We start from the raw sequence: 20831 nt of genomic DNA, 5'->3' as shown, positions 1-20831 counted from the left end.
GGGATGACGCCGGAGGACACCACACGGCTACCCGTCGTCGAGGTCGACGGACTGCGGATCCGGCACCACGGCCGATCCGACTGGACGCCGAGCGGGGCGTCGTTGACGGTCACGCGCGGAGAGGTCGTGCTCCTCCTCGGTCCGAGCGGATCGGGCAAGTCGACCCTCACCCTCGCCCTCGACGGGCTCGTCCCCCACGTCATCGCCGCCGACGTCGAGGGTCGCGTCCGGGTCGCGGGACTCGACACCACCGAGCACTCCGTGGCCGAGTTGAGCGAGCGCGTCGCGATGGTGTTCCAGGACCCCGACGCGCAGATCGTGACGCGCAGCGTGCTCGACGAGGTCTGCTTCGCCGCCGAGAACCGCCTCGTGCCGGTGGGCGCGGTACTGGCGGGCGCGGAAGACGCCTTGCGCCGTGTGGGCCTGTGGGACCGACGTGACGACGACCCCGACATCCTGTCGGGAGGGGGGAAGCAGCGGCTCGCGATCGCTGCCGCGCTCGCCGCGAGCTCCGACGTGCTCGTCCTCGACGAACCGACCGCCAATCTCGACGGCGCCGGTGCCGACGACGTGTACGCAGCGCTCCGCGACGTCGTCGCCGACGGGTCGCGCTCCGTGGTCCTCGTGGAGCACGATCTCGATGCGGCCGTCGAGCTCGTCGACCGCGTGGTCGTGCTCGACGCGACCGGCCGCACCGTGTTCGACGGCACGCCGTCGGCGGTCCTCGGAGGTCACGCCGCGGACCTCGAGCGGTTGGGCGTCTGGCTGCCCACCGCGACGACAGCGGCGCTGCGCCTCGGACGCGCGGGACTGGCGTTCGAGCGGATGCCCCTCACGGCGGCGGACCTCGGCGCGGCCCTCGACGCACGGTCGGACCTTCCGCGACTCCCGCCGATTCTCGAGAATGGCCAGGAGCCGGACGCTCCCGCCGCCATCACCGTGCGATCCCTCACGGTGACGCGCGGCCGTGGACGGGCCCGCCGGTCCGTGCTGCGCGACGTCGACCTCACGATCCGTGCCGGCGAGTTCGTCGCGGTCGTCGGCACGAACGGTGCCGGCAAGACGACCCTCGCCCACGCGATCGCGGGCCTCGTGCGTCCACCCCGCGGCACCGTGTCTGTCGGCGGCCTCGACCCCGCGCGGGCGTCCGTTGGCGCCGTCGCCGAGCGCATCGGCTTCGTGTTCCAGAATCCCGAGCACCAGTTCGTGACCCACTCCGTGTTCGACGAGCTCGCCCACGGACCGCGATCGGCGGGGGACGACGAGGACGGCGTCCGGCGACGCGTCGACGGTCTCCTCGAGCGGTTCGGGCTGTCCGACGCCCGCGACGTGAATCCGTTCCTCCTCTCCGGGGGCCAGAAGAGGCGACTCTCGGTGGGCACCGCACTCATCGGCGGGGCCGACGTGCTCGTCCTCGACGAACCGACGTTCGGTCAGGACCGGGCGCGCGCCGACGAACTCGTCTCCCTGCTCGTCGACCTCCACCGGGCCGGGACCACCGTCGTCGTCGTGACCCATGACATGCAGCTCGTCGCCGAAGCGTCGTCGAGCATCGTCGTGCTCGACGACGGGGCGGTACTCGCGCACGGTCGGACGGACGACGTCCTGGCCGACCACACGCTCCTCGAGCGCGCCGGCCTCCGCACACCGCCGCTCGCGCGCGCGCTCCGCGGGCTGCGGCACCATCCCGAGTGGCGATCCCTCACTCGACTGCAGCAGCTCCCCGGGGGAGGCTCCGCGTGAACGCGACGGGCGCTCGGCGGGGTGGATTCCTGCACGGCCTGAACCCCCTCGTGAAAATCGTCGCGCCGCTGCCCGCCATGGTCGCCGTCATCGTGTCTCGCGACATCGCCACGCCCCTCGCGGTCCTCGCGTTGGCCCTCTCCGTCCTGCTCGTCGGGGCCCGCCCGTCAGCCAGGACCGTGCTCCTCCTCCTGCTCGGGCTCCCCCTCGTCGTCACCGTCGGGGCGCTCGGATTCGGTGTCTGGTCCAATCCCGCGGCGGTCGACCAGTCCGTCCTCCTCGTCCAGGTCGGCGAGTACCGTCTCTTCCTCGGGTCTCTCGCCGCGGGGCTCGCCGCGGCGCTGCGGCTCGCGGCGCTCCTCCTCCTCGCCCTCATCGCCGGGCTGACGACAGACGGGTCCGACTTCGTCAGGTCAACGGTCCAGCATCTGCGGGTGCCCTACCGCATCGGGTACACGGCGCTCGCGGCCTACCGGTTCGTCCCCCGCTTCCGCCACGACATCGAACTTATCCGCCACGCGCACCGCGTGCGCGGAACGGGAGGTCGCCGCGGCCCGGTCGCGGCCGTCCGTCGCTTCACGGGATCCGTCGTGCCCCTGCTGGCGGGAGCCATCCGGCACGCGGAACGGGTGGCCCTCGCGATGGACGCGCGGGCCTTCGGCGCTCACCCGACGAGGACGGAACGGCACCTCGTTCCCCTGCGACGGCGCGACGGCGTCTTCACGGTGGTGTTCTGGATCGCGACCGCCGCGGTCGTCGTCGCCGTGCGCGCCGCCGTCTGAGGCGGGCTCTGCACGGTCCGCGTCAGACGAGCCCGTCGACGCGGTTGTCGAGGACGGGGAGCGTCCTCCGGGCGTCGTCGACCGCGCTCAGGTCCAGATCCACGACGAGCAGGTCGGGGTCGGCTCCGAGGGCGTGGAGCACCTCGCCGAACGGCGAGACCACGACGCTGTGCCCGATCCCGGTCGGCGCATCGGCCACCGCGTCGACTCCAGCGGCGCGCGGATCGCCCTGACCGACGGCGACGACGACGCTCGTCGTGTCGATCGCGCGGGATCGAGCGAGGAGCTCCCACTGCGCGGCCTTCCCTGGACCGGCCCCCCACGACGCGCACACGATCTGGACGCGTGCACCGGCTCGCGCGGAGGCGACGAAGAGGTCGGGGAAGCGGATGTCGTAGCAGGTCGCCAGACCGATGGTGGTTCCGGCGACCTCCGCGGTGACCGCCGTCGTGCCCGGCTCGACCGTCCGCGACTCGAGGAAGCCGAACGCGTCGAAGAGGTGCACCTTGTCGTACGAGGAGGTGGCGTCGGGTCCCGCGAGGAGGAGCGTGTTGCGCACACGTCCGCCCTCTCCGGGGGTGAACATCCCGACGACGATCGTGGTGTCGAGGCGCCGAGCGATCGAGACCACGCCGGTGCCCCACGGGCCGTCGATCGGCTCGGCGATCTCGCGCAGGGGGTGTCCGAACGCGCGCATCGTCGCTTCGGGGAAGACGACGAGGTCGGCGCCCTGCTCGGCCGCGCGCGCCGCCACCTCCTCGACGAGCAGCAGGTTGGCGGCGACGTCCTCCGTGCTCACGATCTGGGCGAGTGCGACGCGCATGGTGTCCTCCGGTCTCCGTCGTCCTCCCACGCTATCCCCCAACGCCCCTCTCCCCCATCGCTGCACCGTCCGACGGCGCGAGTTCGGTGTTCTTGCAGCGACCAGACCTGGCCGGTTCGACGGGGCATCCGACGGGATGCGAGGAGTGCCATTCATTCGAACATATGTTCTAATGAGACTCATGAGATGGAGCACGCAGGAGGTCCGCGCCGACGAGGCGTCGACGCTACCGGGCCTCGCCCGCATCAACACCATCGTGCGCAGCATCACCACCCCGGAGTTCGCCGGCGTCACCTTCCACGAGATCCTCGCGAAGTCGGCCCTGAACAAGGTGCCGACCGGCTCGGGCATGCCCTTCGGCTGGACCATCAACCCCTACCGCGGCTGCAGCCACGCGTGCGTCTACTGCTTCGCCCGCCCCACGCACACCTACCTCGACCTCAACGCGGGCACCGACTTCGACAGCCAGGTGATCGTCAAGCTCAACGTGGCGGAGGTGCTCGAGCGGGAACTCGCGAAACCCACGTGGCGGCACAACCCCGTGGCCCTCGGCACCAACACCGACCCGTATCAGCGAGCGGAGGGGCGATATGCGCTCATGCCCGGGATCATCAGCGCGCTCGCGTCGTCGGGCACTCCGCTGTCGATCCTCACGAAGGGCACCCTCCTCCGGCGCGACCTCCCCCTCCTCGCCGATGCAGCCGGGCACGTCCCCGTCGACATCGCGATGTCCATCGCGATCTACGACGACGATCTCCAGGCGTCGATCGAACCGGGGACGCCGAGCGCCGAGGCACGACTGCGCACGGTGACCGCCGCGCGCGACGCGGGTTTCGACTGCTCCGTCTTCCTCATGCCGGTACTGCCGTGGCTCACCGACACCACGGAACACCTCGACCATGCGCTTCAGCGCATCGCCGCGGCCGGCGCCACCTCCGTGCTGTATTCGGCACTCTTCCTCAAACCCGGCGTGAAACCGTGGTTCATGCATTGGCTCGAACGGACCCGGCCGGAACTCGTTCCGCGTTATCGCGACCTCTACGCAGACGGCGCGTACGCGCCGAAGGCCTACCGCCAGTGGCTCGCCAACCGCATCAGACCCCTGATCCGGTCTCATGGTCTCGACGAAGGTCGCGAGGATCCCACGACAGGCGGAGTCCGGTCGAGCGCGCTCGGCCTGTTCCGCGGCCCGGACGGGGAGCGACGCCCCCTCGGCCACACGAGCGAGGATCGCCGCACGGCGACGACCGTACGGACGCCGTCGCCACCCCCGACCGGCGTACGATTCGCCGAGCCCGACGGGCCGACCTTGTTCTGACAGCGCCCCTAGGCTGGCGTCATGGACTGGGCACTCACCGGCGGAAGCTGGCTCGCGATCATCTCCCTCAACGCGGCCGTCGCCTCGGCGCTCGGCCGATCCCGGCTCAATTGGTTCCTGATCTCGTTCTTCCTCGGTCCGATCGCGAGCCTGCTGCTCGCCCTCTTCGGCCGATCGGAGGCGTACGAGCTCGCGCATCAGCGGGCCGAACAGGCCCTCGAGGATCTCTCCCGCAGCCCGTCCCTGTGATCGGTGACGTCCGAGGCCTCGTGACGAATCGCCCCCTCTTCGGTGGAAGAGAGGGCGACTCGACGTCGTCGGGATGAGGGATCAGCGAGTCGCGAGCTCCGCCACGAGGTCGTCGCTCGGGTGGGTGTCGACGAACTCCGCGTCGATCTCCGCACGCTCGAGCAGTTCCGCCATCCGACGCTGCCTGCTGCGCGTGATGAGGGTCACGACGGTCCCCTCCTTGCCGGCGCGTCCCGTGCGACCGGACCGGTGCATGTACGTCTTGTATTCGTCGGGAGCGTCCGCCTGCACGACGAGGGTGATGTCGTCGACATGGATCCCGCGAGCGGCGACATCCGTGGCGACGAGCACGTTGACGCGTCCCGATGTGAGCTTCTCGAGGTTGCGGGTCCGTCGGGCCTGGTTGAGGTCTCCGTGCAGCGCGACGGCGAGGATGCCCACGTCCTCGAGCTGATCGGTGAGCCGCTCGGCGTAGGCGCGGGTGCGGGCGAAGATGAGCGTCTTCTCGTCGCGGTTCGCGAGACGCTCGATCAGCTCGTCCTTGTCCTTGTGCTCGATCACGAGCACGCGGTGATCGATCGTCGAGGACGCCTGGTCCTCGCCGGCAACCTCGTGCACGGCGGGCTTCTTGAGGAACTCGTCGACGAGCGCCGCGACCCCGCGATCGAGCGTCGCGGAGAAGAGGAGCTTCTGTCCGCCGTTCGAGGTCTTCCGGAGGATGCGCTGCACGGGCTCGAGGAACCCGAGGTCGCACATGTGGTCGGCCTCGTCGAGCACGGTCACGACGACTTCGGAGAGGTCGAGTCGACCCTGCTCGATGAGGTCCTCGATGCGCCCAGGGGTGCCGATGACGATGTCGACGCCGCGCTGGAGGGCACCGGCCTGACGGCCTTGGGGAACACCGCCGTAGATCTGGGTCGTGAAGAGCCCGACGCTGCGCGCGATGGGCTGGATCGTGCCGTCGATCTGGAGCGCGAGTTCACGCGTGGGGGCGAGGACGAGCGCGCGGGGCTTCCGGCCCATCTGGCGGTTCTTGCCTCCGCCGTTCTCCATGAGCTTCTCCACGAGGGGAGCGCCGAAGGCGATCGTCTTGCCGCTCCCGGTCCGGCCGCGGCCGAGCACGTCGCGCCCCGCGAGCACGTCGGGGATCGTCGCCGCCTGGATGGGGAAGGGGCTCTCGGCACCGAGTTCGGCGAGGGCGCGCGTGATGTTTCCGCCGAGACCGAGGTCGCCGAAGGTCACACCCTCGACATCCTCCGCCTGGATCGCGTCGGCCTCGAGCCGCTCGAGGACGACGTCGTCGTTCGGCGAGTACCGGTTGCCCGCCTCGCGGGACGCAGGGAACGACCCGCGCGAGCCGGAACCGGAGCGGTCGTCGCGTCGCGGACGGTCGTCGCGAGAGAATCGATCGGTTCGAGCCGGGCGATCGTCGCGAGAGAAACGGTCGTTGCGAGCCGGACGCTCGTCACGCGAATCGCGGTCGTTGCGGGCCGGACGCTCATCACGCGAGAACCGGTCGTTGCGGGCCGGACGCTCGTCGCGAGAGAAACGGTCGTTGCGGGCCGGACGCTCGTCGCGAGAGAACCGGTCGTTTCGCGCGGGCCGTGCATCACGCGAGTCGCGATCGTTGCGAGCAGGACGCTCATCGCGAGAGAAGCGATCGGTACGAGCCGGACGCTCATCGCGCGAATCGCGATCATTCCGAGCGGGACGCTCATCACGGGAAAAGCGATCGGTACGAGCCGGACGCTCGTCACGCGAGAAACGGTCGTTGCGCGCAGGCCGTGCATCACGCGAATCCCGATCGTTCCGAGCAGGACGCTCGTCACGCGAGAAACGGTCGTTGCGCGCAGGCCGTGCATCACGCGAATCCCGATCGTTCCGAGCAGGACGCTCATCACGCGAGAACCGATCGTTGCGCGCGGGCCGTGCATCACGCGAATCCCGATCGTTCCGAGCAGGACGCTCATCGCGAGAGAAGCGGTCGGTGCGGGCAGGACGCTCATCACGCGAGAAACGGTCATTCCGCGCGGGACGCTCATCACGCGGCGCCCGGTCGTTCGCCCGCTCGGCACGCTCATCGGCGTTCCAGCGGGCCTTCTTCTCGACCGGCTGCTGCTCGCGGAAACCTCGGTGCTTGGGGCTGCGGCTTCCGGGGCTACTGGAGCTGCGCTTCGGGCCGTACGAGGGATCGAAGTTGCGGGCCGGACGTCCGCCGCCGGCTTTGTTGTTCTTGGGCATGGAATGCCTTCCTGGGTGATTCGCGTCAAACAGCGTTCACGGCACGACGATGTCGCGCGCGCATACCCGGGCGTCAGTGTGGCCGGGGACCGTTCACTCGATGTGATCTCACCAGCGTTTTCGCTGGGAACCGGTCCTCTAGACAAACAGTGGGGCCCGCGGATGGATGGTCCGCGGTGTCCAGAAACCGACCTGCCTACGTTACAGCACCGGGGAGAAGAACGCACGACCCCCGGGGGTCTTATCCGACTGGCGCACCCGCCGACGCGCGTGTACCGCGCTTGCATGCCCCGATGCAAGGCCCCCTCGATACCTCTCAGCTACCCCTAACGTTGGGGCAGCGGTCGAGGTTCGGCCGTACGCGGTGGAGCCACACGACGGCCCGCCGCACCAACATGGAGGTGTGACACATGGGATTCCTCGGATTTCTCCTTCTCGGACTGATCGCTGGTGCGATCGCTAAGCTCATTCTTCCCGGACGGCAGGGTGGCGGCTGGCTCATCACCCTCGTCCTCGGAGTCGTGGGCGCACTGCTCGGTGGTTTCATCGGCAGCCTTCTCTTCGGCCGCGGCCTCGAAGAGTTCTTCGACATCGGCACCTGGCTCCTCGCGATCGGCGGCGCGATCGTCGTGCTCCTGATCTACGGCGCCCTCACGGGACGCAAGAGCCGCTCCTAATCCAGCGGTGATCGACGAAGCCCCCTCGGCCTGGCCGAGGGGGCTTCGTCGTGTGCGGGCGCAGACGCGACCACGTCGGATCGATGCCGAGTGATCAGCGTGCGGAGACGATTGCCTCCACCTCAGTGGGATCCACCTGTGCGGGGGCCCAGCGCGGCGCACGATCCTTGTCGACGACCTGCGCCCGCACGCCCTCGGCGAAGTCGGGGCGCGCGAAGAGCGCCGTCGACACCCCGAGGTCACGGTGGAGCACCCGTTCGAGATCGTCGTCGAGCGCGGCGAGCTCGACGGTCCGCAGGGTCACGGCGAGCGAGGTCGGCGACATCGAGCCCATGGCGTCCGCAGCCTCCGCCGCTCCGGCCTCGGGGCGGGCTCGCAACGAGGCGAGGATCTCGTCGATCGTGCCCGCGTCGTAGGCCGCGTCGATCCAGGGTCGCGCGGCGAGGAGCTCCGATGCCGGAGGAGTCTGCGCGACCCGCGCAACGATCTCGGACGCGTCGGGGCCAGCCACGATCAGTGCATCGACGAGTTCGACGAGGTCGTCGGAGCGGACGAACGCGTCCGCGAAGCCCGCGGCGACGGCGTCGGCTCCCGTCATGGTCGCGGCCGTGAGTCCCAGGTGCAGACCGAGGAGACCGGGTGCGCGAGCGAGGAGCAGCGCCCCTCCGACGTCGGGCGCGAGCCCGATGCGGACCTCGGGCATCGCGACGCGGGATCGTTCCGTCACGATGCGGTGGCGCGCGTGACCGGCGAGGCCGACGCCGCCGCCCATCGTGACCCCGTCCATGACCGCGACGACGGGCTTCGGGAAGGTCGCGATCTGGAGGACGGTGGCGTATTCGAGCTCCCAGAACGCCCGAGCGTCCTCCGGTGTCGACTCGGTGATCATGCGCACGTCGCCGCCGGCGCAGAATCCGCGGTCACCGGCACCGTCGAGCAGCACGGTCTCGACGTCGTCGAGCTCGTGCCACGACGCGAGGGCATCCGAGATGCGGGTGAGGATGCCGGGCGTGAGAGCGTTGAGCCGCTCGGGCCGGTCGAGCGTGATGTGGCCGAGGCGGCCGACCACGCGGATGTCGACATCGTCGTTCGTCATGACCCCAGAGTAAGGCCCATCCCGGCAGCGCGGAAACGGCGGGAGGCGGTGTCCATCCGGCGACGGGGACACGCCGACGGCGATGTCGGCGCATGCCGTCCGTTACCCGGCGGAAACGTCCGTGGTCGATGCTGGAGGGCATGGCACAACCGATCACGGTCTCGATCGAGCGAGCGGTGGATCCCGCACGCATCACCGAGGCCACCGCATGGGTACAGGCGGGCATCCAGCTCGCGAACAAGCATCCGGGTTTTCTCGGATCCGGCTGGGTGCGGGCGGGTGATGATTCGTGGACCTGGCACATGCTCTATCGCTTCTCGGACGAGCAGACCCTGACCACCTGGGAACACTCCCCCGAACGGCAGTGGTGGCTCGGCACGGGGCGCGACTTCGCGACGGAATCCCGGGTCGAGCGCCGGACGGGCATCGAGGGATGGTTCGATCAGCCGGTGGGTCGATCGGTCGACGTCGGCGCCCCGGAGACGGGATCGACGGCCTCGCCGCCGACCGGGAGCATCGGGACCGTGGCCGTCCCCCCGCGGTGGAAGCAGGCCGTGAGCATCTGGCTCGGCTTCTTCCCCGTGAATCTCGTCTTCAGCCTGCTCGTGGCGTTCCTCCCCGGTTGGGAGGACGTCGCCGTGCTCTGGCGAGTCCTGATCACGACGCTCGTACTCACGCCGATCATGACCTTCTGGGTCCTCCCGGCGGTGACGCGCCTCATCCGCCCCTGGCTGCAGAGACCCTGACGACAGCCCCGGACTAGGCTCGGGCTATGGATGCGCTGTCGCGGTCGCTCGAGAGGCGCACCGTCGCGGCCTACGCCGTGGGCTCGCTCGCGACCGGTGGTTTCGCCACGCTCCCCGGGCTCGTCCTCGTCTACTTCCTCACCGACACCCTCGGGGTCGCCGCACTCGCCGCGGGCGCGATCGTCACGGTCGCGAAGGTCTGGGATGTGCTGATCGACCCCGTCATCGGCGCGCGGAGCGACCAGAGCCTCGCCCGCACGGGGTCCCGCCGCCGGTACATGGTCTGGGGCGCCCTCACGATCCCCGCGCTGTTCGCCCTCACGTTCGCCGCCCCGGCGTCGCTCGGTCCGGTCGCGAGCGGCCTGTGGGTGCTCGTCGCATTCCTGCTCTCGGCGACGGCGTTCAGTCTCTTCCAGGTGCCGTACGTCGCCCTCCCCGCCGAACTCGTGAAGCGGTACGACGAGCGCACCCGACTGCTCACCTGGCGCGTCGTCGTGCTCACCGTGGCCCTCCTGCTCTTCGGGGCGGGCGGTCCGGCCCTCCGAGCCGTCCCGGGAGACGACGGGACCGGCTATCTCCTCATGGGCGCCGTGGCGGGAGTCGTCATCGGGGCGGGAATGCTCGTGGCCTCGCGCGTCGCACCCACGGACATCCCTCGCGCGAGCGTGCGTGCGACGGCGTCGCTCGCGCAGAACTACTCGGGCGGGGTCGACGCGCTGCGCCGCAGCCGAGCATTCCGCGCCCTCCTCTCGACCTACATGCTGCAGTGCCTCGCCGCCGGCCTGATGCTCGCGGGCGCTCAGTTCGTCGCCACCTGGGTGCTGCGCTCGGAACTCGCCGTCACCCCCCTCTTCGTCGCTCTCATCGCGCCCGCAGTGCTGCTCGCCCCCGCGTGGGGCGTGCTCGCGAGGCGAATCGGCAAGGAGAGGGGGTTCGTGCTCGCGAGCATCGGCTTCACGGTCGCCACCCTCCTGCTCCTCGGGCTGCTGTGGGCCCCCGGGCCCTGGGTCTACGCCCCCATCGCCCTGGCGGGCGCCTCCTTCGCGGGCATGCAGGCGTTTCCTCTCGCGATGCTGCCGGACGTCATCTCCGACGACGCCCGCCGTCACGGCTCGGGCCACGCCGGAGTCATCGGCGGCCTGTGGAGCGCCGGCGAGACGACCGGCCTGGGTTTCGGCGCCATCCTGTTCACCGTGGTGCTCGCGCTCACCGGCTACGTCGAGTCGACGGGCGGCACCTCCGTCGATCAGTCGGCGAGCGCCGTCGCGGGCATCGTCGTGGCATTCAGCATCGTGCCGGCGACCCTCGTCGCTGCGAGCCTCGCGACCCTGCGGCGCTACCCCCTCCGTCGAGCGGACATCGACGGCGCCGGGGACGACGCTCCCTGACCTTCAAAGCCCCGTGAGGTGTCGCATTCTGTTCTCTGATCGGCCTGCGAGGCAACGGACGGCGACACCTCACGGCGGTTGGGAGGGGTCAGAGGGCCGCGCCGAGGAGGACGCCGAGGGCCGCGGCTCCGACGGCGAGAACCACCATGCCGGTTCCGTTGGCCGCGGCGGCGAGGTAGCGCCTCCGTTGCACGAGCCGCACGGTCTCGACGCTCGCGGTACTGAACGTCGTGTAGCCGCCCATGAGGCCGCCCCCGCCGATGAGCAACCACTCGGAGGGGAGGCCGGCCGATGCCGCGGCGCCCGTGAGGACGCCGAGGACGAACGAGCCCGTGACGTTGATGACGGTCGTCGCGATCGGGAACGGGACGGTCACACGCGCGGTGATCACCGCGTCGACCGTGAATCGGAGGGCGGCCCCGAGTCCGCCGGCGACGCAGATCGCCGCGAACAGCCAGAGGGAGATCATGGGCGGGCCGACCGCTCGCGTGACCGGGTGTGGGCGGCACCGGCGGCGACGATCCCGACGAACGCCGACACGAGCCCGACGACGAGCGTCGCTCCCGCGTACAGGAGGGCCACCGGGAGGGCGTCGCCGAGAAGCACCGCGGTGTCGACCGCGAAGGCACTGTATGTGGTGAACCCTCCGAGAAGCCCCGTCCCGAGGAGGAGGCGCATCGATCGCCGACCCCCGTCGTCCGGGCCGCTCCGCGCCAGGACCTCGAGGAGTGCGCCCAGAACGAAGGCCCCGAGGACGTTGATGACGAAGATGGTCGTCGGGAATCCACCCGATGCCGCTGGGAAGGCGAGGGCGAATCCTTCGCGGATCCCCGTACCGACGACGCCGCCGGCGAAGACGAGGAGCACGGAGCGGCCGTCGAGTCGAGGCCGAGCGCTCGGCGGCGCAGCGGATGGGCTGTCGCTGTCGCTGTCGCTGTCGAGCGGAAGATCCTCGAGCGGGTCGTCCGAATCGGGTGTCCTGGTCACGCGTTGCCTCCCGATCAAGGCTAACGCGCGGCTACCCCGCGAGCGCGACGTCCTCGGCGGCACGAGCAGCGACGAGGTCCTCGACGGCCGACCGGTATTCCTCGATCATCCGGTCGCGACCGAACCGCGGGCGTGAGGCGAGGGCCGCCTCCCGCAGTCCCCCGCGACCTGCGAGGACGTCCGTCCACGCCGCGGCGATCTCGGAGGCGTCGTGGGACGTCACGACCCCGATTCCCTCGACGCGCCGGGCCGCGTCACCGACGTCGGTCGTGACGGGCGTCGCCCCGCACGCCGCCCCCTCGACGAGGCAGAGCGGGGACGCCTCCCCGAACGCACTCGTGAGCGCGACGATGTCGGCGATCCGGTAGACGGACGGCATGTCCTCGACGATCCCGAGGGGGTGCACGCGCGACGACGGCGCGACGCCCGACTCGTGGGCGAGCGCCGCGAACGCCGCGTTGTCCCACGTCATCCCTGCGCCGCACAGCACGTAGTGGGTGTCGGGGTCGGTCCGCGCGTGGGCGGCCGCGGACCGGAGGAAGAGCCCCGGGTCCTTCATCGCGTCGAAGCGCGCCGCGAAGACGACGACGGGGGCGCCGTCCGAGATACCGAGTCGGTCGCGGGTCGCCCGATCCCCGGCGGTGTCCCCTGGACGGAAACGGTCGGTGTCGATGCCGTTCGCGATCACGAAGCGGCTGTCCGCCGTCACCCCCGCTCGCGCGTAGGCCTCGCTCGTCGACTCGGCGCACGACACCGTCGCGGTCACGAGCCCCGTCGCCGTGGCCTCGACGAGCCAGCCGAGCGCTGGTCCCGAGTGCAATGGATCCGATCGGTGCAGGCACACCGCGACAGGGACGTCGGGAATCAGCCCGCGATCCCGGAGCGCGAGGAGGAGACCGACCGGCTGCTCCTTGAGCGACAGCACCACGTCCGCTGCGGCGACCGCGTCGGCGGCGCGGAGCAGCTCCTCGTCCGTGAACGACGTCCGCTCGGGCGGGTGCACTCCCGCGGTGCGACCGAGCGCGGTGATGCCGACCCCCGCCGCCCGCAGGCGGCGGTACCGCGGATCGTCCTCCATCTGCTGCACCGTGGACTCGCGCCCGGCCGCCGAGGCGATCGAGAGCACGGCGTGCTCCTGCCCGGCGGAGGAGTGCAGCCCGGACACGAGGTCGGAATGCAGGATGCGCGCGCCGCCGGCGAAGAAGCCTTCGTAGAGCGAGAGAACGCGGACGGGACGGGACATCGGGACACCTCTCGGGTCATGGGTGCGGCGTCGCTGCCGAGTTCCCCCCATGCTCCGATGCAATCCCGGGCCTGTCGATGGACGGAAGATGTGCAGAACGTGAACAGACCCCGCTCCCGATCGCGCGCGGTGCGCACCATCCGAACGACGGCGCCGGCACTCGAGTGGTCGAGTGCCGGCGCCGCCGTCGGTGTCCTGCGCGGTGGCCCGCTCAGGCGGTGCGTGCCGCCTTCGCCGCCCGGCGGGCGTGCCGCCGGTCCTTCGCGCCCTCGACGAGGTTGTAGAGGCTCGGGAGCACGATGAGCGTCAGGACCGTCGAGGACACGAGGCCTCCGATCACGACGATCGCGAGGGGCTGTGAGATGAACCCGCCGTGGCCCGTGATGCCGAGGGCCATCGGGGCGAGCGCGAAGATCGTCGCGAGCGCCGTCATGAGGATCGGGCGCAGTCGGCGGACCGAGCCGTGTTCCACCGCCTCGGGCACCGTCATCCCCCGACGCCGGTACTGGTTCACGAGGTCCACGAGCACGATCGCATTCGTCACGACGATCCCGATGAGCATGAGCACACCGATGAGCGAGGGGACTCCGAGCGGCACGTCCGTGAGCACCTGGAGACCGATCGCGCCGGTGGCCGCGAACGGCACCGAGACGAGCAGGAGGAGCGGCTGACGCAGCGAACGGAACGTCGCCACCATCACGATGTACACGATCAGGATGGCCGCGAGGAGGGCGAGCCCGAGCTGCTCGAAGGCGCTCGACTGGTCGGTGGCCACGCCACCGAGGCCGGCGGACGCCCCGCCCGTGAGGTCGGAACCATCGATCGCCTCTTGGACGAGTCCGCTCGCCGTGCCGACGTCGTCGCTCGAGGGGGTGACGCTCACCGTGGCGGAGCGCAGTCCCGAGACGGTCGTGATCGACGCGGGGCCGTCGACCTGCTCGATGGTCGCGAGGCTGTCCAGAGCGACGATGCCCGTGGGTGTCGGGATCTCGAGCGCCGCGAGCTCGTCGCGCGTGGTCGGCGGGTCCTCGCTCGCGATGTAGATCGACAGGGTCGTCTCGTCGATCACGATGCTGCCCACGGTCTGGGGCTGCATGGCCCCCGAGACGATGGCGCCGAGGGCGACCTCGGAGTATCCGGCCGCGGCGGCGGCCTCCCGGTCGACCGCGACCTCGATGTAGGGCCGCGACTCGGACAGGTTGTCGGTGACCTCGGACACGACGTCGAGGTCGCGCACGGCCGCGACGATCTCGTCGGTCGCTGTGAGCAGTGCATCCTGGTTCGGTGCGGTGACCTCCACCTCGATGTCGCTCGACCCTCCGAACCCGCTCGACACCTGGACGCTGATGTCCCCGGCGCCCTCGATGTCGGCCAGCTCGTCCCGGACGTCCGCCTGCAGGGCGTCCTGGTCGGCGTCCTCGTCGGTCGTGATCGAGTAGCTGATCGTTCCTTCGCCGCCGCCTCCGAAGAGCGACTGGATGCCGCTTCCGCCTGACCCCATCGACAGCTGGACGGTCTCGACGCCGTCGGTGCCGAGGAGGGCCTGCTCGACGTCCTGCGATGCGGCGTCGAGTTCTTCGAGGCTCGTCCCCACGGGAAGGGTCTGGGTGATGCTGAAGGTGTTCTGCCCCGAGCTGCCGAGGAAGTTGGTCTTCATGAACGGCACGGCGAAGCCCGTTCCCACGAGCACGAGGAGCGCGAGCACGAGCGTGACCGCCGAGTGCCGCAGCGTCCACCGGATCATCGGGAGGTAGCCGCGCTGCAGCAGGGTGGGGTGCTCGACGTCGTCGTCCACGGCCGCGCCGTCGCGGCGGGCACGGCGGGAGAGGGCCGGTGCGGTCGCGGCGGTCGGCACCGCCGGCACCGCGGTCGAGGCGAGGACGGGCTCGCGCACGGGCTCCGGTGCCGCCTCAGGTACCGCCTCTGGTGCCGTCTCGGGCTTCGTCTCCGGCTCCGGCGTCGACTCCGGCTCCGGCTCCGGCGTCGGCTCCGGCGTCGGCTCCGGCGTCGGCATGGATTCGGGCTCGACGTGGGCTTCCGCGGTCGGCTCGGCCGGCTCGGTCAGCTCGGTCGGGTCGGTCGTGTCCTCGAGGGTATCGGGCTCGGAGGTCGGATCGGGCTCGGAGATCGGATCGAGGTCGGAGGTCGACTCGGGCTCGAGGGCCCGCTCGGGCTCCGCCGGCGGGCGACGGGCGTCGACGATCCACCCGGGCTCGACGATCGCGGGGGCAGCGGCCACCCCGGCCGGGCGGGACGGGCGCGCGCTCGGCACGTCGGTCGACTCGATGTCGTCGGGCTCGTCCTCGTCGGGGAAGGACTCCGCCTCCGCCGCCGCATCCGTGTCCGCGTCGACGTGCTCGGCCGGGTCGACCGGCTCGGGTCGAGCATCCATCGGCTCCGGCTCGACCGCGTCCGTCCCGACCCGGTCCGCCTCGACCTGTTCCGACGCGACCGGCTCCGTTGCAGGTGCGGAGGTGAGGGGCTCGGTTCCGGCCGGTTCGGCCTCGTCACCGCGCTCGGCCTCGTCACCGCGGTCGGCCTCGTCACCGCGGTCGGCGGCCACCACGGGCGCGGCGACGGGCGTGGTCTCCGAGGCTGCGGCACGGTCTGTCGCTGCCGTCTCCTTGGTCTTCGGCGCCCGCAGGAACCAGTACGCGAGCACCGGCACGATCGTGAGCGAAACGAGCAGCGAGGCGAGGAGCGCGATCGTCACGGTGAGGGCGAACGGGCGGAACAGCTCTCCCGAGATGTCGCCGACGAAGGCGAGGGGCAGGAACACCGCGACGGACGTCACCGTCGACGCGGTGACGGCACCGGCCACCTCGCGCACGCCGCGGAGGATCGCGCCGACGCGCCCCTCCGCACCGCTCTCCCGGCCCACGAGGGCCAGGTGCCGCTTGATGTTCTCGATGACCACGATGGAGTCGTCGACGACGCGCCCGATCGCGATCGTGAGCGCACCGAGCGTGATGATGTTGAGCGTATAACCGGCGGCCTGCATGCCGATGAAGGTCACGAGCACGGACGTCGGGATCGAGATCGCCGTGACGAGGGTCGCCCGGATCGACAGCAGGAAGACCAGGATGACGATGACGGCGAAGAAGAGCCCGAGGAGCCCCTCCGTCGCGAGAGCCTCGATGGACTGCTGGATGTACGGCGCCTGGTCGAAGACGACCGTGAGGGTGGCGTCGGATCCGAGGGACTCCTCGAGGTCGGGGATGATCGCGCTCACCGCCTCCGAGACGTCGACCGTGTTGGCGTCAGGGAGCTTCGTGACCGCGATGGTCAGGGCGTCCTCGCCGTCGACGCGCGAGATCGAGGTCACGGGGTCGTCCGTGAGCTCGACGGTCGCGACGTCGCCGATCGTGAGGGGATCGCCCGCCGTCGTCTGACCGACGAGCGGGAGGCCCGCGACGTCGTCGACGCTCGCGAGTCGCGAACCGGCCTGCACGGCGAAGGTCCGGCCGTCCTCGGTGATCTCGCCGGCCGGGATGAGCACGCCGTTCTGATCGAGTGCGTCGGAGATGGCCGTCTGACCGAGCCCGGCCGTGACGAGCGCCGCCTGGTCCGGCACGATCGTCACCCGCTGGCCGGTCTCGCCGGAGAGCGTCGCGTCGCGGACGCCGTCGAGTTCGCGGATATCGGAGAGCACCGAGTTGTTGATCGCGGCGGACAGCTCGTCGGTGGATCCGCCGCCGGTCGCGGCGATCTGGATCACCGGAAGATCGTCGAGACCACCCGTGAGGGTCTGCGGGTCCACGTCCTCCGGCAGCTGCGAGGAGAGCCGGTTGATCGCGAGGGTCACCTTCTGCTCGGCGCTCGCGAGGTCCGTGCCGTACGCGAACGTGACCGAGACGAGGCTCAGGTTCGTGCTCGAGGTGGCGGTCGTCGACTCCACCCCGGCGATGCCCTGCACCGCGGTCTCGATCGGTGTCGAGACGTCCTCCTCCACCACCGCCGGCGACGCCCCCGGGTAGCTCGTGACGACGGCGAGCTGCGGGAACTCGACGCTCGGCGCGAGCTCCTGCTTGAGGCTCGTGAGAGCGAGCCCGCCGAACACCGCCACGACGATCGTGACGAGCGCGATGAGCGCACGGTTCTTCATGCTCAGGACGGCAAGGATGTGCACGGAGGTCCCTCGATACGGCCGTCGCACCGGCGGTCAGGCGCCGAGGTCGACAGCGGTGTGTGCGTCTCCGCCGACCGACGAGCGCCGGCGTGCGCGGCGCTCGGGCCGCACACCTCCGATTCTCCCACAGGGACGGGCCCCTCCGGCCGACGATGCCGGGGCCGGAGAGCGACGGTCGGACGGCGTGCTAGACGACCGAGGCGAGGTCCGGCATCGCCGGTGCCGGGTCGCGCACGAGCGATGCCCAGGCCCGCCGGAGCGCCTCGATCCCCCGCTCGGTCTCCGGGATGGAGTACGTGATCGGGATACGGAGGAACCGCTCGAACGCCCCGTCGATACCGAAGCGCGGGCCGGCCGCGACGACGAGGCCCTGCGACCTGGAGGCGAGGGCGAGCTGGGAACTCAAGGGGGCTCCGATGCCGACCCACAGGGCGAGCCCTCCGTGTACGCGCGGCACCTCCCAGCGGGGGAAGTTCTCGGCGAGGAGCTGCTCGACGCGGTAGCGCGTCGCCGCCAGCTGGGAGCGGCGCAGGTCGATGATCTCGTCGAGCCGCGGGAGGAGTTCGACGCTCACGAGCTGCTCGAGGATGGGTGTGCCGAGGTCTCCGATGGACCGGGCCACGACGAGCTTGCGGATCGTGGCACGGTCGGCGCGGATCCAGCCGATCCGGAGCCCGCCCCAGACGGTCTTCCCGAGCGAGCCGATCGTGATGATGCGCGCCCCTTCGGCGTTGTCCGCCGCGAACGGGCGGTGGGGTGCGGCTCGATCGATCGAGAGATCGGCCGTCGTCTCGTCGATCACGAGGATCGTGCCGGTGCGCGCAGCGGCCCGGCGTACCGTCGCTCGCGTCGCGGGGGTCATCGACGCGCCCGTCGGGTTGTGGAAATCGGGCATGAGGTACGCGAGGACCGGGTTGGTCCGCTCGAACGCCTGCGTCACCTCGGCGTCGTCCCAACCCCGATCGCTCGTCACCGTGACGGGCACGAGGCGGGCACCCACTGCCCGCAGCGCATCGTGCGCGTGGGGATAGCTCGGCATCTCGAGGAGAGCGCGATCGCCGCGGGACACCATGGTGCGCGCGAGCAGGCCGATCGCGTGCTGGGCGCCGAGGGTCACCATGATCTCGTCCGGGGAGGTCGGGAGCCCGGCCGCGCTGTACCGCTCGGCGAGAGCCCGCCGCAGCTCGGGGAGCCCTACCGGGTCGTAGTCGAACTCGGTCAGGTAGCGGGGCAACCGGGCCGCCGCTGCGACGGAGGCCTCGGCGACGAGAGCGGACGCCGGCATCGAGGCTTTGCTGAAGTCCAGCGCCCCGTGTTCGCGCACGGGGGCTACGTCGGGGGCGGCCCCGGGAAGACGGGCGACGCTCCCCGATCCGCGCAGGCTCTCGAGGTAGCCGTTCTCGCGGAGCTCGCGATACGCGGCCGTCACCGTCGTGCGGCTGAGGCCGAGCCGCTCGGCCAGATCGCGCTCGGCGGGAAGCCGGGTGTCCGTCGGAACGCGCCCGTCGAGGATGAGGAGCCGCACGCGATCGGAGAGGCTGCGGTAGGCGGCGTCGGTCCCGCGCCAGTCCCCGAGGAGGGATGTGAGGGCGCGCGCCGTGATGTGGACATCGACCATGCGGCCACCATAGTTGTATTGGCCTCTTGCTCCAAGGCCAAATAGGCAATTGGATACTGATCATGCCTCGCCGGATCTCCCAGCTCCTCGTCGGCCTCGTCCTCTACGGCGTGGCCGACGCACTCATGATCCGCGCGGTGCTGGGAGTGGACCCGTGGACGGTCCTGTCCCAGGGCCTGTCGATCCACACCGGCCTCGGCATCGGGGTGCTCACGAACATCGTGGGGGTCCTCGTCCTGCTGCTCTGGATCCCACTGCGCCAGCGCCCCGGCGTCGGGACGATCCTCAACATCCTGATCATCGGACCGTCGATCGAACTCGGACTGTGGCTCGTGCCTCCCATGACCGAGCTGTGGGCGCAGATCCTCATGTTCGTCGCCGGACTGGTCCTGCTCGCCGTGGCGAGCGGCCTCTACATCGGAGCGCGCATGGGACCGGGTCCGCGCGACGGGCTCATGACGGGCCTCAACCGGCGGTTCGGCGTCCCGATCTGGGTCGCTCGCACGTCCGTGGAGATCACCGTGCTCGCGACGGGCTGGATCCTCGGCGGCAACGTGGGGCTCGGCACGGTCGCGTTCGCGCTCCTCATCGGCCCCCTCTGCAACCTGACGCTCCCCTTCTTCGCCATCCGTGCACCCGTCGTCACCGTGCAAGCCGCCGAGGAGTCGATCGACGCGTCCGAGTCCCGCCCACCGACCACTCCGCTCCCCCTCGCCCCCTGACCCCTCCCTCACCGAAAGGGCTACTCCCGAGCGAGCGCGCCAGCTCCATCTGACGCCCTGGGCGTGGAGCTGCCGCCCTCGAGGGAGACCAGCGGGGGAGAACCGTTCCGGTCACGAGAACGACTCGAGTTGGAAACGGCCGACGAGATCGCGCGTCATCGCGTCCGCTCGATCGGGTGCGGTATCGATGCACGCGAGGGCGACGACGATCGCGCGGTCCTGGCCGGCCGACGCTCTGACCGACACCACGAGGAACGACGATGCGACGTCGGATCCGTCCGGAACGAGAGCGACGCTCGTGAGTTCGACGGCTCCTCCGTCGACGTCTCGGCCGTCCTCCGAGTGAGGGAGTCGGACGATCGCGGGCGTCGGATCCGACCGTGTCGCGACTCCTCCGAGGGCGCCGTCCGCGAGTGATCGCGCCACCTGCTCGGAGGCCTCCGCGTCGGACTCGTCCGTCATGTTCTCGACACCCGTCCCCACCACGTCCACGATGTCGGCCGTGAGGCGGCACCGCGCGTCGACCCAGACGCTCTGGCCCCGGAGGCGGGTCGATGACCATTCGTCGCCCGGATCACCCGTGAGCTTCAGGCGCGCATCGTCGAAGTCGGCGAACCCGTCGAGACTCCAGTCGGTGCCGGCTTCGTCGCGGTCCACGTCGTCGAGATCCGCGCCGCCCGGCCCGGGGACGTCCTGCTCGGGCATCTGCGATTCGGGGACGACGTCACCCCACGGAATGTGCTCGGGACCCGTCGGGTGCTCCGCGTGACCATCGCCCGGTGCAGCGACGCCCGCGAGGAACGCGAGTCCCACGACGATCCCGGCCGTCCACACCGTCACCTGAACGACGACCGCCGCCGCGATCGACAGGACGATCGTGGTGGTCGAGAGGGCCGGCCTCCTGTCGGCGGCCACGGTCGCGGTACCGGATCCGCCGTCCCCTCTCCCCTGGTCCGGCGGGCCCGCAGCAGCGTCCTGGTCGGTACCGTCGCGGTCGGCACCGTCTTGGCCGACGCCATCGATCGTCTCGCCTAACGCGTTCATCGCATCCTCCTCGGTCGATTCCGAA

17 protein-coding genes are annotated in these 20831 nt (G+C 70.7%); 8 read left to right on the top strand and 9 right to left on the bottom strand.

Annotated features, from left to right (window positions below; translation table 11 throughout):
• Nucleotides 1-3: 3 nt before the first annotated feature.
• A complete protein-coding gene (locus tag ELQ94_RS02655) occupies nt 4-1743 on the top strand; it encodes an ABC transporter ATP-binding protein (RefSeq protein ID WP_127046867.1) in 1740 nt (579 codons plus the stop codon).
• Nucleotides 1740-2525, top strand: a complete 786-nt coding sequence (locus tag ELQ94_RS02650; RefSeq protein ID WP_127046865.1) for an energy-coupling factor transporter transmembrane component T — start codon at nt 1740-1742, stop codon at nt 2523-2525. The genes ELQ94_RS02655 and ELQ94_RS02650 overlap by 4 nt, the downstream gene beginning before the upstream one ends.
• A gap of 22 nt (nt 2526-2547) precedes the next feature.
• On the opposite strand, the gene ELQ94_RS02645 is transcribed toward ELQ94_RS02650, so the two are convergent.
• The gene (locus ELQ94_RS02645; protein WP_127046862.1) at nt 2548-3348 is read right to left on the bottom strand and encodes a carbon-nitrogen hydrolase family protein; all 801 of its coding nucleotides are present in this window, start codon (nt 3346-3348) and stop codon (nt 2548-2550) included.
• A 181-nt stretch (nt 3349-3529) separates the two neighbouring features.
• On the opposite strand from ELQ94_RS02645, the gene ELQ94_RS02640 reads away from it, so the two are divergent.
• Nucleotides 3530-4666 carry an Rv2578c family radical SAM protein gene (locus tag ELQ94_RS02640; protein WP_127046860.1) on the top strand — a complete coding sequence of 379 codons (1137 nt, stop codon included), beginning with the start codon at nt 3530-3532 and terminating at the stop codon, nt 4664-4666.
• 21 nt (nt 4667-4687) lie between these two features.
• Nucleotides 4688-4915, top strand: coding sequence for a hypothetical protein (locus tag ELQ94_RS02635; protein ID WP_127046858.1), 228 nt, complete (start codon nt 4688-4690; stop codon nt 4913-4915).
• A gap of 81 nt (nt 4916-4996) precedes the next feature.
• On the opposite strand, the gene ELQ94_RS02630 is transcribed toward ELQ94_RS02635, so the two are convergent.
• A complete protein-coding gene (locus ELQ94_RS02630) occupies nt 4997-7156 on the bottom strand; it encodes a DEAD/DEAH box helicase (protein WP_127046856.1) in 2160 nt (719 codons plus the stop codon).
• Between the two features lie 410 nt (nt 7157-7566).
• Between ELQ94_RS02630 and ELQ94_RS02625 the strand changes: the two genes are divergently transcribed.
• Nucleotides 7567-7833 carry a GlsB/YeaQ/YmgE family stress response membrane protein gene (locus ELQ94_RS02625; RefSeq protein ID WP_127046854.1) on the top strand — a complete coding sequence of 89 codons (267 nt, stop codon included), beginning with the start codon at nt 7567-7569 and terminating at the stop codon, nt 7831-7833.
• 94 nt (nt 7834-7927) lie between these two features.
• On the opposite strand, the gene ELQ94_RS02620 is transcribed toward ELQ94_RS02625, so the two are convergent.
• Nucleotides 7928-8929: a 3-hydroxyisobutyryl-CoA hydrolase gene (locus tag ELQ94_RS02620; protein WP_127046852.1), complete on the bottom strand. Its 1002-nt coding sequence runs from the start codon at nt 8927-8929 to the stop codon at nt 7928-7930.
• A gap of 140 nt (nt 8930-9069) precedes the next feature.
• Between ELQ94_RS02620 and ELQ94_RS02615 the strand changes: the two genes are divergently transcribed.
• The gene (locus ELQ94_RS02615) at nt 9070-9675 is read left to right on the top strand and encodes an antibiotic biosynthesis monooxygenase (RefSeq protein ID WP_127046850.1); all 606 of its coding nucleotides are present in this window, start codon (nt 9070-9072) and stop codon (nt 9673-9675) included.
• 26 nt (nt 9676-9701) lie between these two features.
• Nucleotides 9702-11063 carry an MFS transporter gene (locus ELQ94_RS02610; RefSeq protein ID WP_127046848.1) on the top strand — a complete coding sequence of 454 codons (1362 nt, stop codon included), beginning with the start codon at nt 9702-9704 and terminating at the stop codon, nt 11061-11063.
• 88 nt (nt 11064-11151) lie between these two features.
• On the opposite strand, the gene ELQ94_RS02605 is transcribed toward ELQ94_RS02610, so the two are convergent.
• The 5 genes from ELQ94_RS02605 to yczR form a co-directional block, all read right to left on the bottom strand.
• Nucleotides 11152-11532, bottom strand: coding sequence for a fluoride efflux transporter FluC (locus ELQ94_RS02605; protein ID WP_127046846.1), 381 nt, complete (start codon nt 11530-11532; stop codon nt 11152-11154).
• Complete coding sequence (locus tag ELQ94_RS02600; protein ID WP_127046844.1) at nt 11529-12050, bottom strand: fluoride efflux transporter FluC; 522 nt, start codon at nt 12048-12050, stop codon at nt 11529-11531. Before ELQ94_RS02600 ends, ELQ94_RS02605 begins: the two co-directional genes overlap by 4 nt.
• A 31-nt stretch (nt 12051-12081) precedes the next feature.
• Nucleotides 12082-13293, bottom strand: a complete 1212-nt coding sequence (locus ELQ94_RS02595; protein WP_127046842.1) for a glycosyltransferase — start codon at nt 13291-13293, stop codon at nt 12082-12084.
• Between the two features lie 211 nt (nt 13294-13504).
• The gene (locus tag ELQ94_RS17505; RefSeq protein WP_243696825.1) at nt 13505-17422 is read right to left on the bottom strand and encodes an efflux RND transporter permease subunit; all 3918 of its coding nucleotides are present in this window, start codon (nt 17420-17422) and stop codon (nt 13505-13507) included.
• Between the two features lie 187 nt (nt 17423-17609).
• Entirely contained in the window at nt 17610-19040 is a 1431-nt protein-coding gene (yczR, locus tag ELQ94_RS02580; protein ID WP_127046840.1) for a MocR-like transcription factor YczR, read from the bottom strand.
• A gap of 62 nt (nt 19041-19102) precedes the next feature.
• Here yczR and yczE point away from each other — a divergent pair, with 62 nt between their 5' ends.
• Entirely contained in the window at nt 19103-19762 is a 660-nt protein-coding gene (gene yczE, locus ELQ94_RS02575) for a membrane protein YczE (RefSeq protein WP_127046838.1), read from the top strand.
• A 111-nt stretch (nt 19763-19873) separates the two neighbouring features.
• Here the strand turns inward: yczE and ELQ94_RS02570 are convergent, their stop codons facing one another.
• Nucleotides 19874-20806, bottom strand: coding sequence for a hypothetical protein (locus ELQ94_RS02570; protein WP_127046835.1), 933 nt, complete (start codon nt 20804-20806; stop codon nt 19874-19876).
• Nucleotides 20807-20831: the final 25 nt, after the last annotated feature.

The sequence above is a fragment of the Labedella endophytica genome, from assembly GCF_003990045.1.
Lineage (GTDB): Bacteria > Actinomycetota > Actinomycetes > Actinomycetales > Microbacteriaceae > Labedella > Labedella endophytica.
Note: the sequence above shows the minus strand (reverse complement) of the source record. Positions and strands in the feature narration are given on the sequence as shown.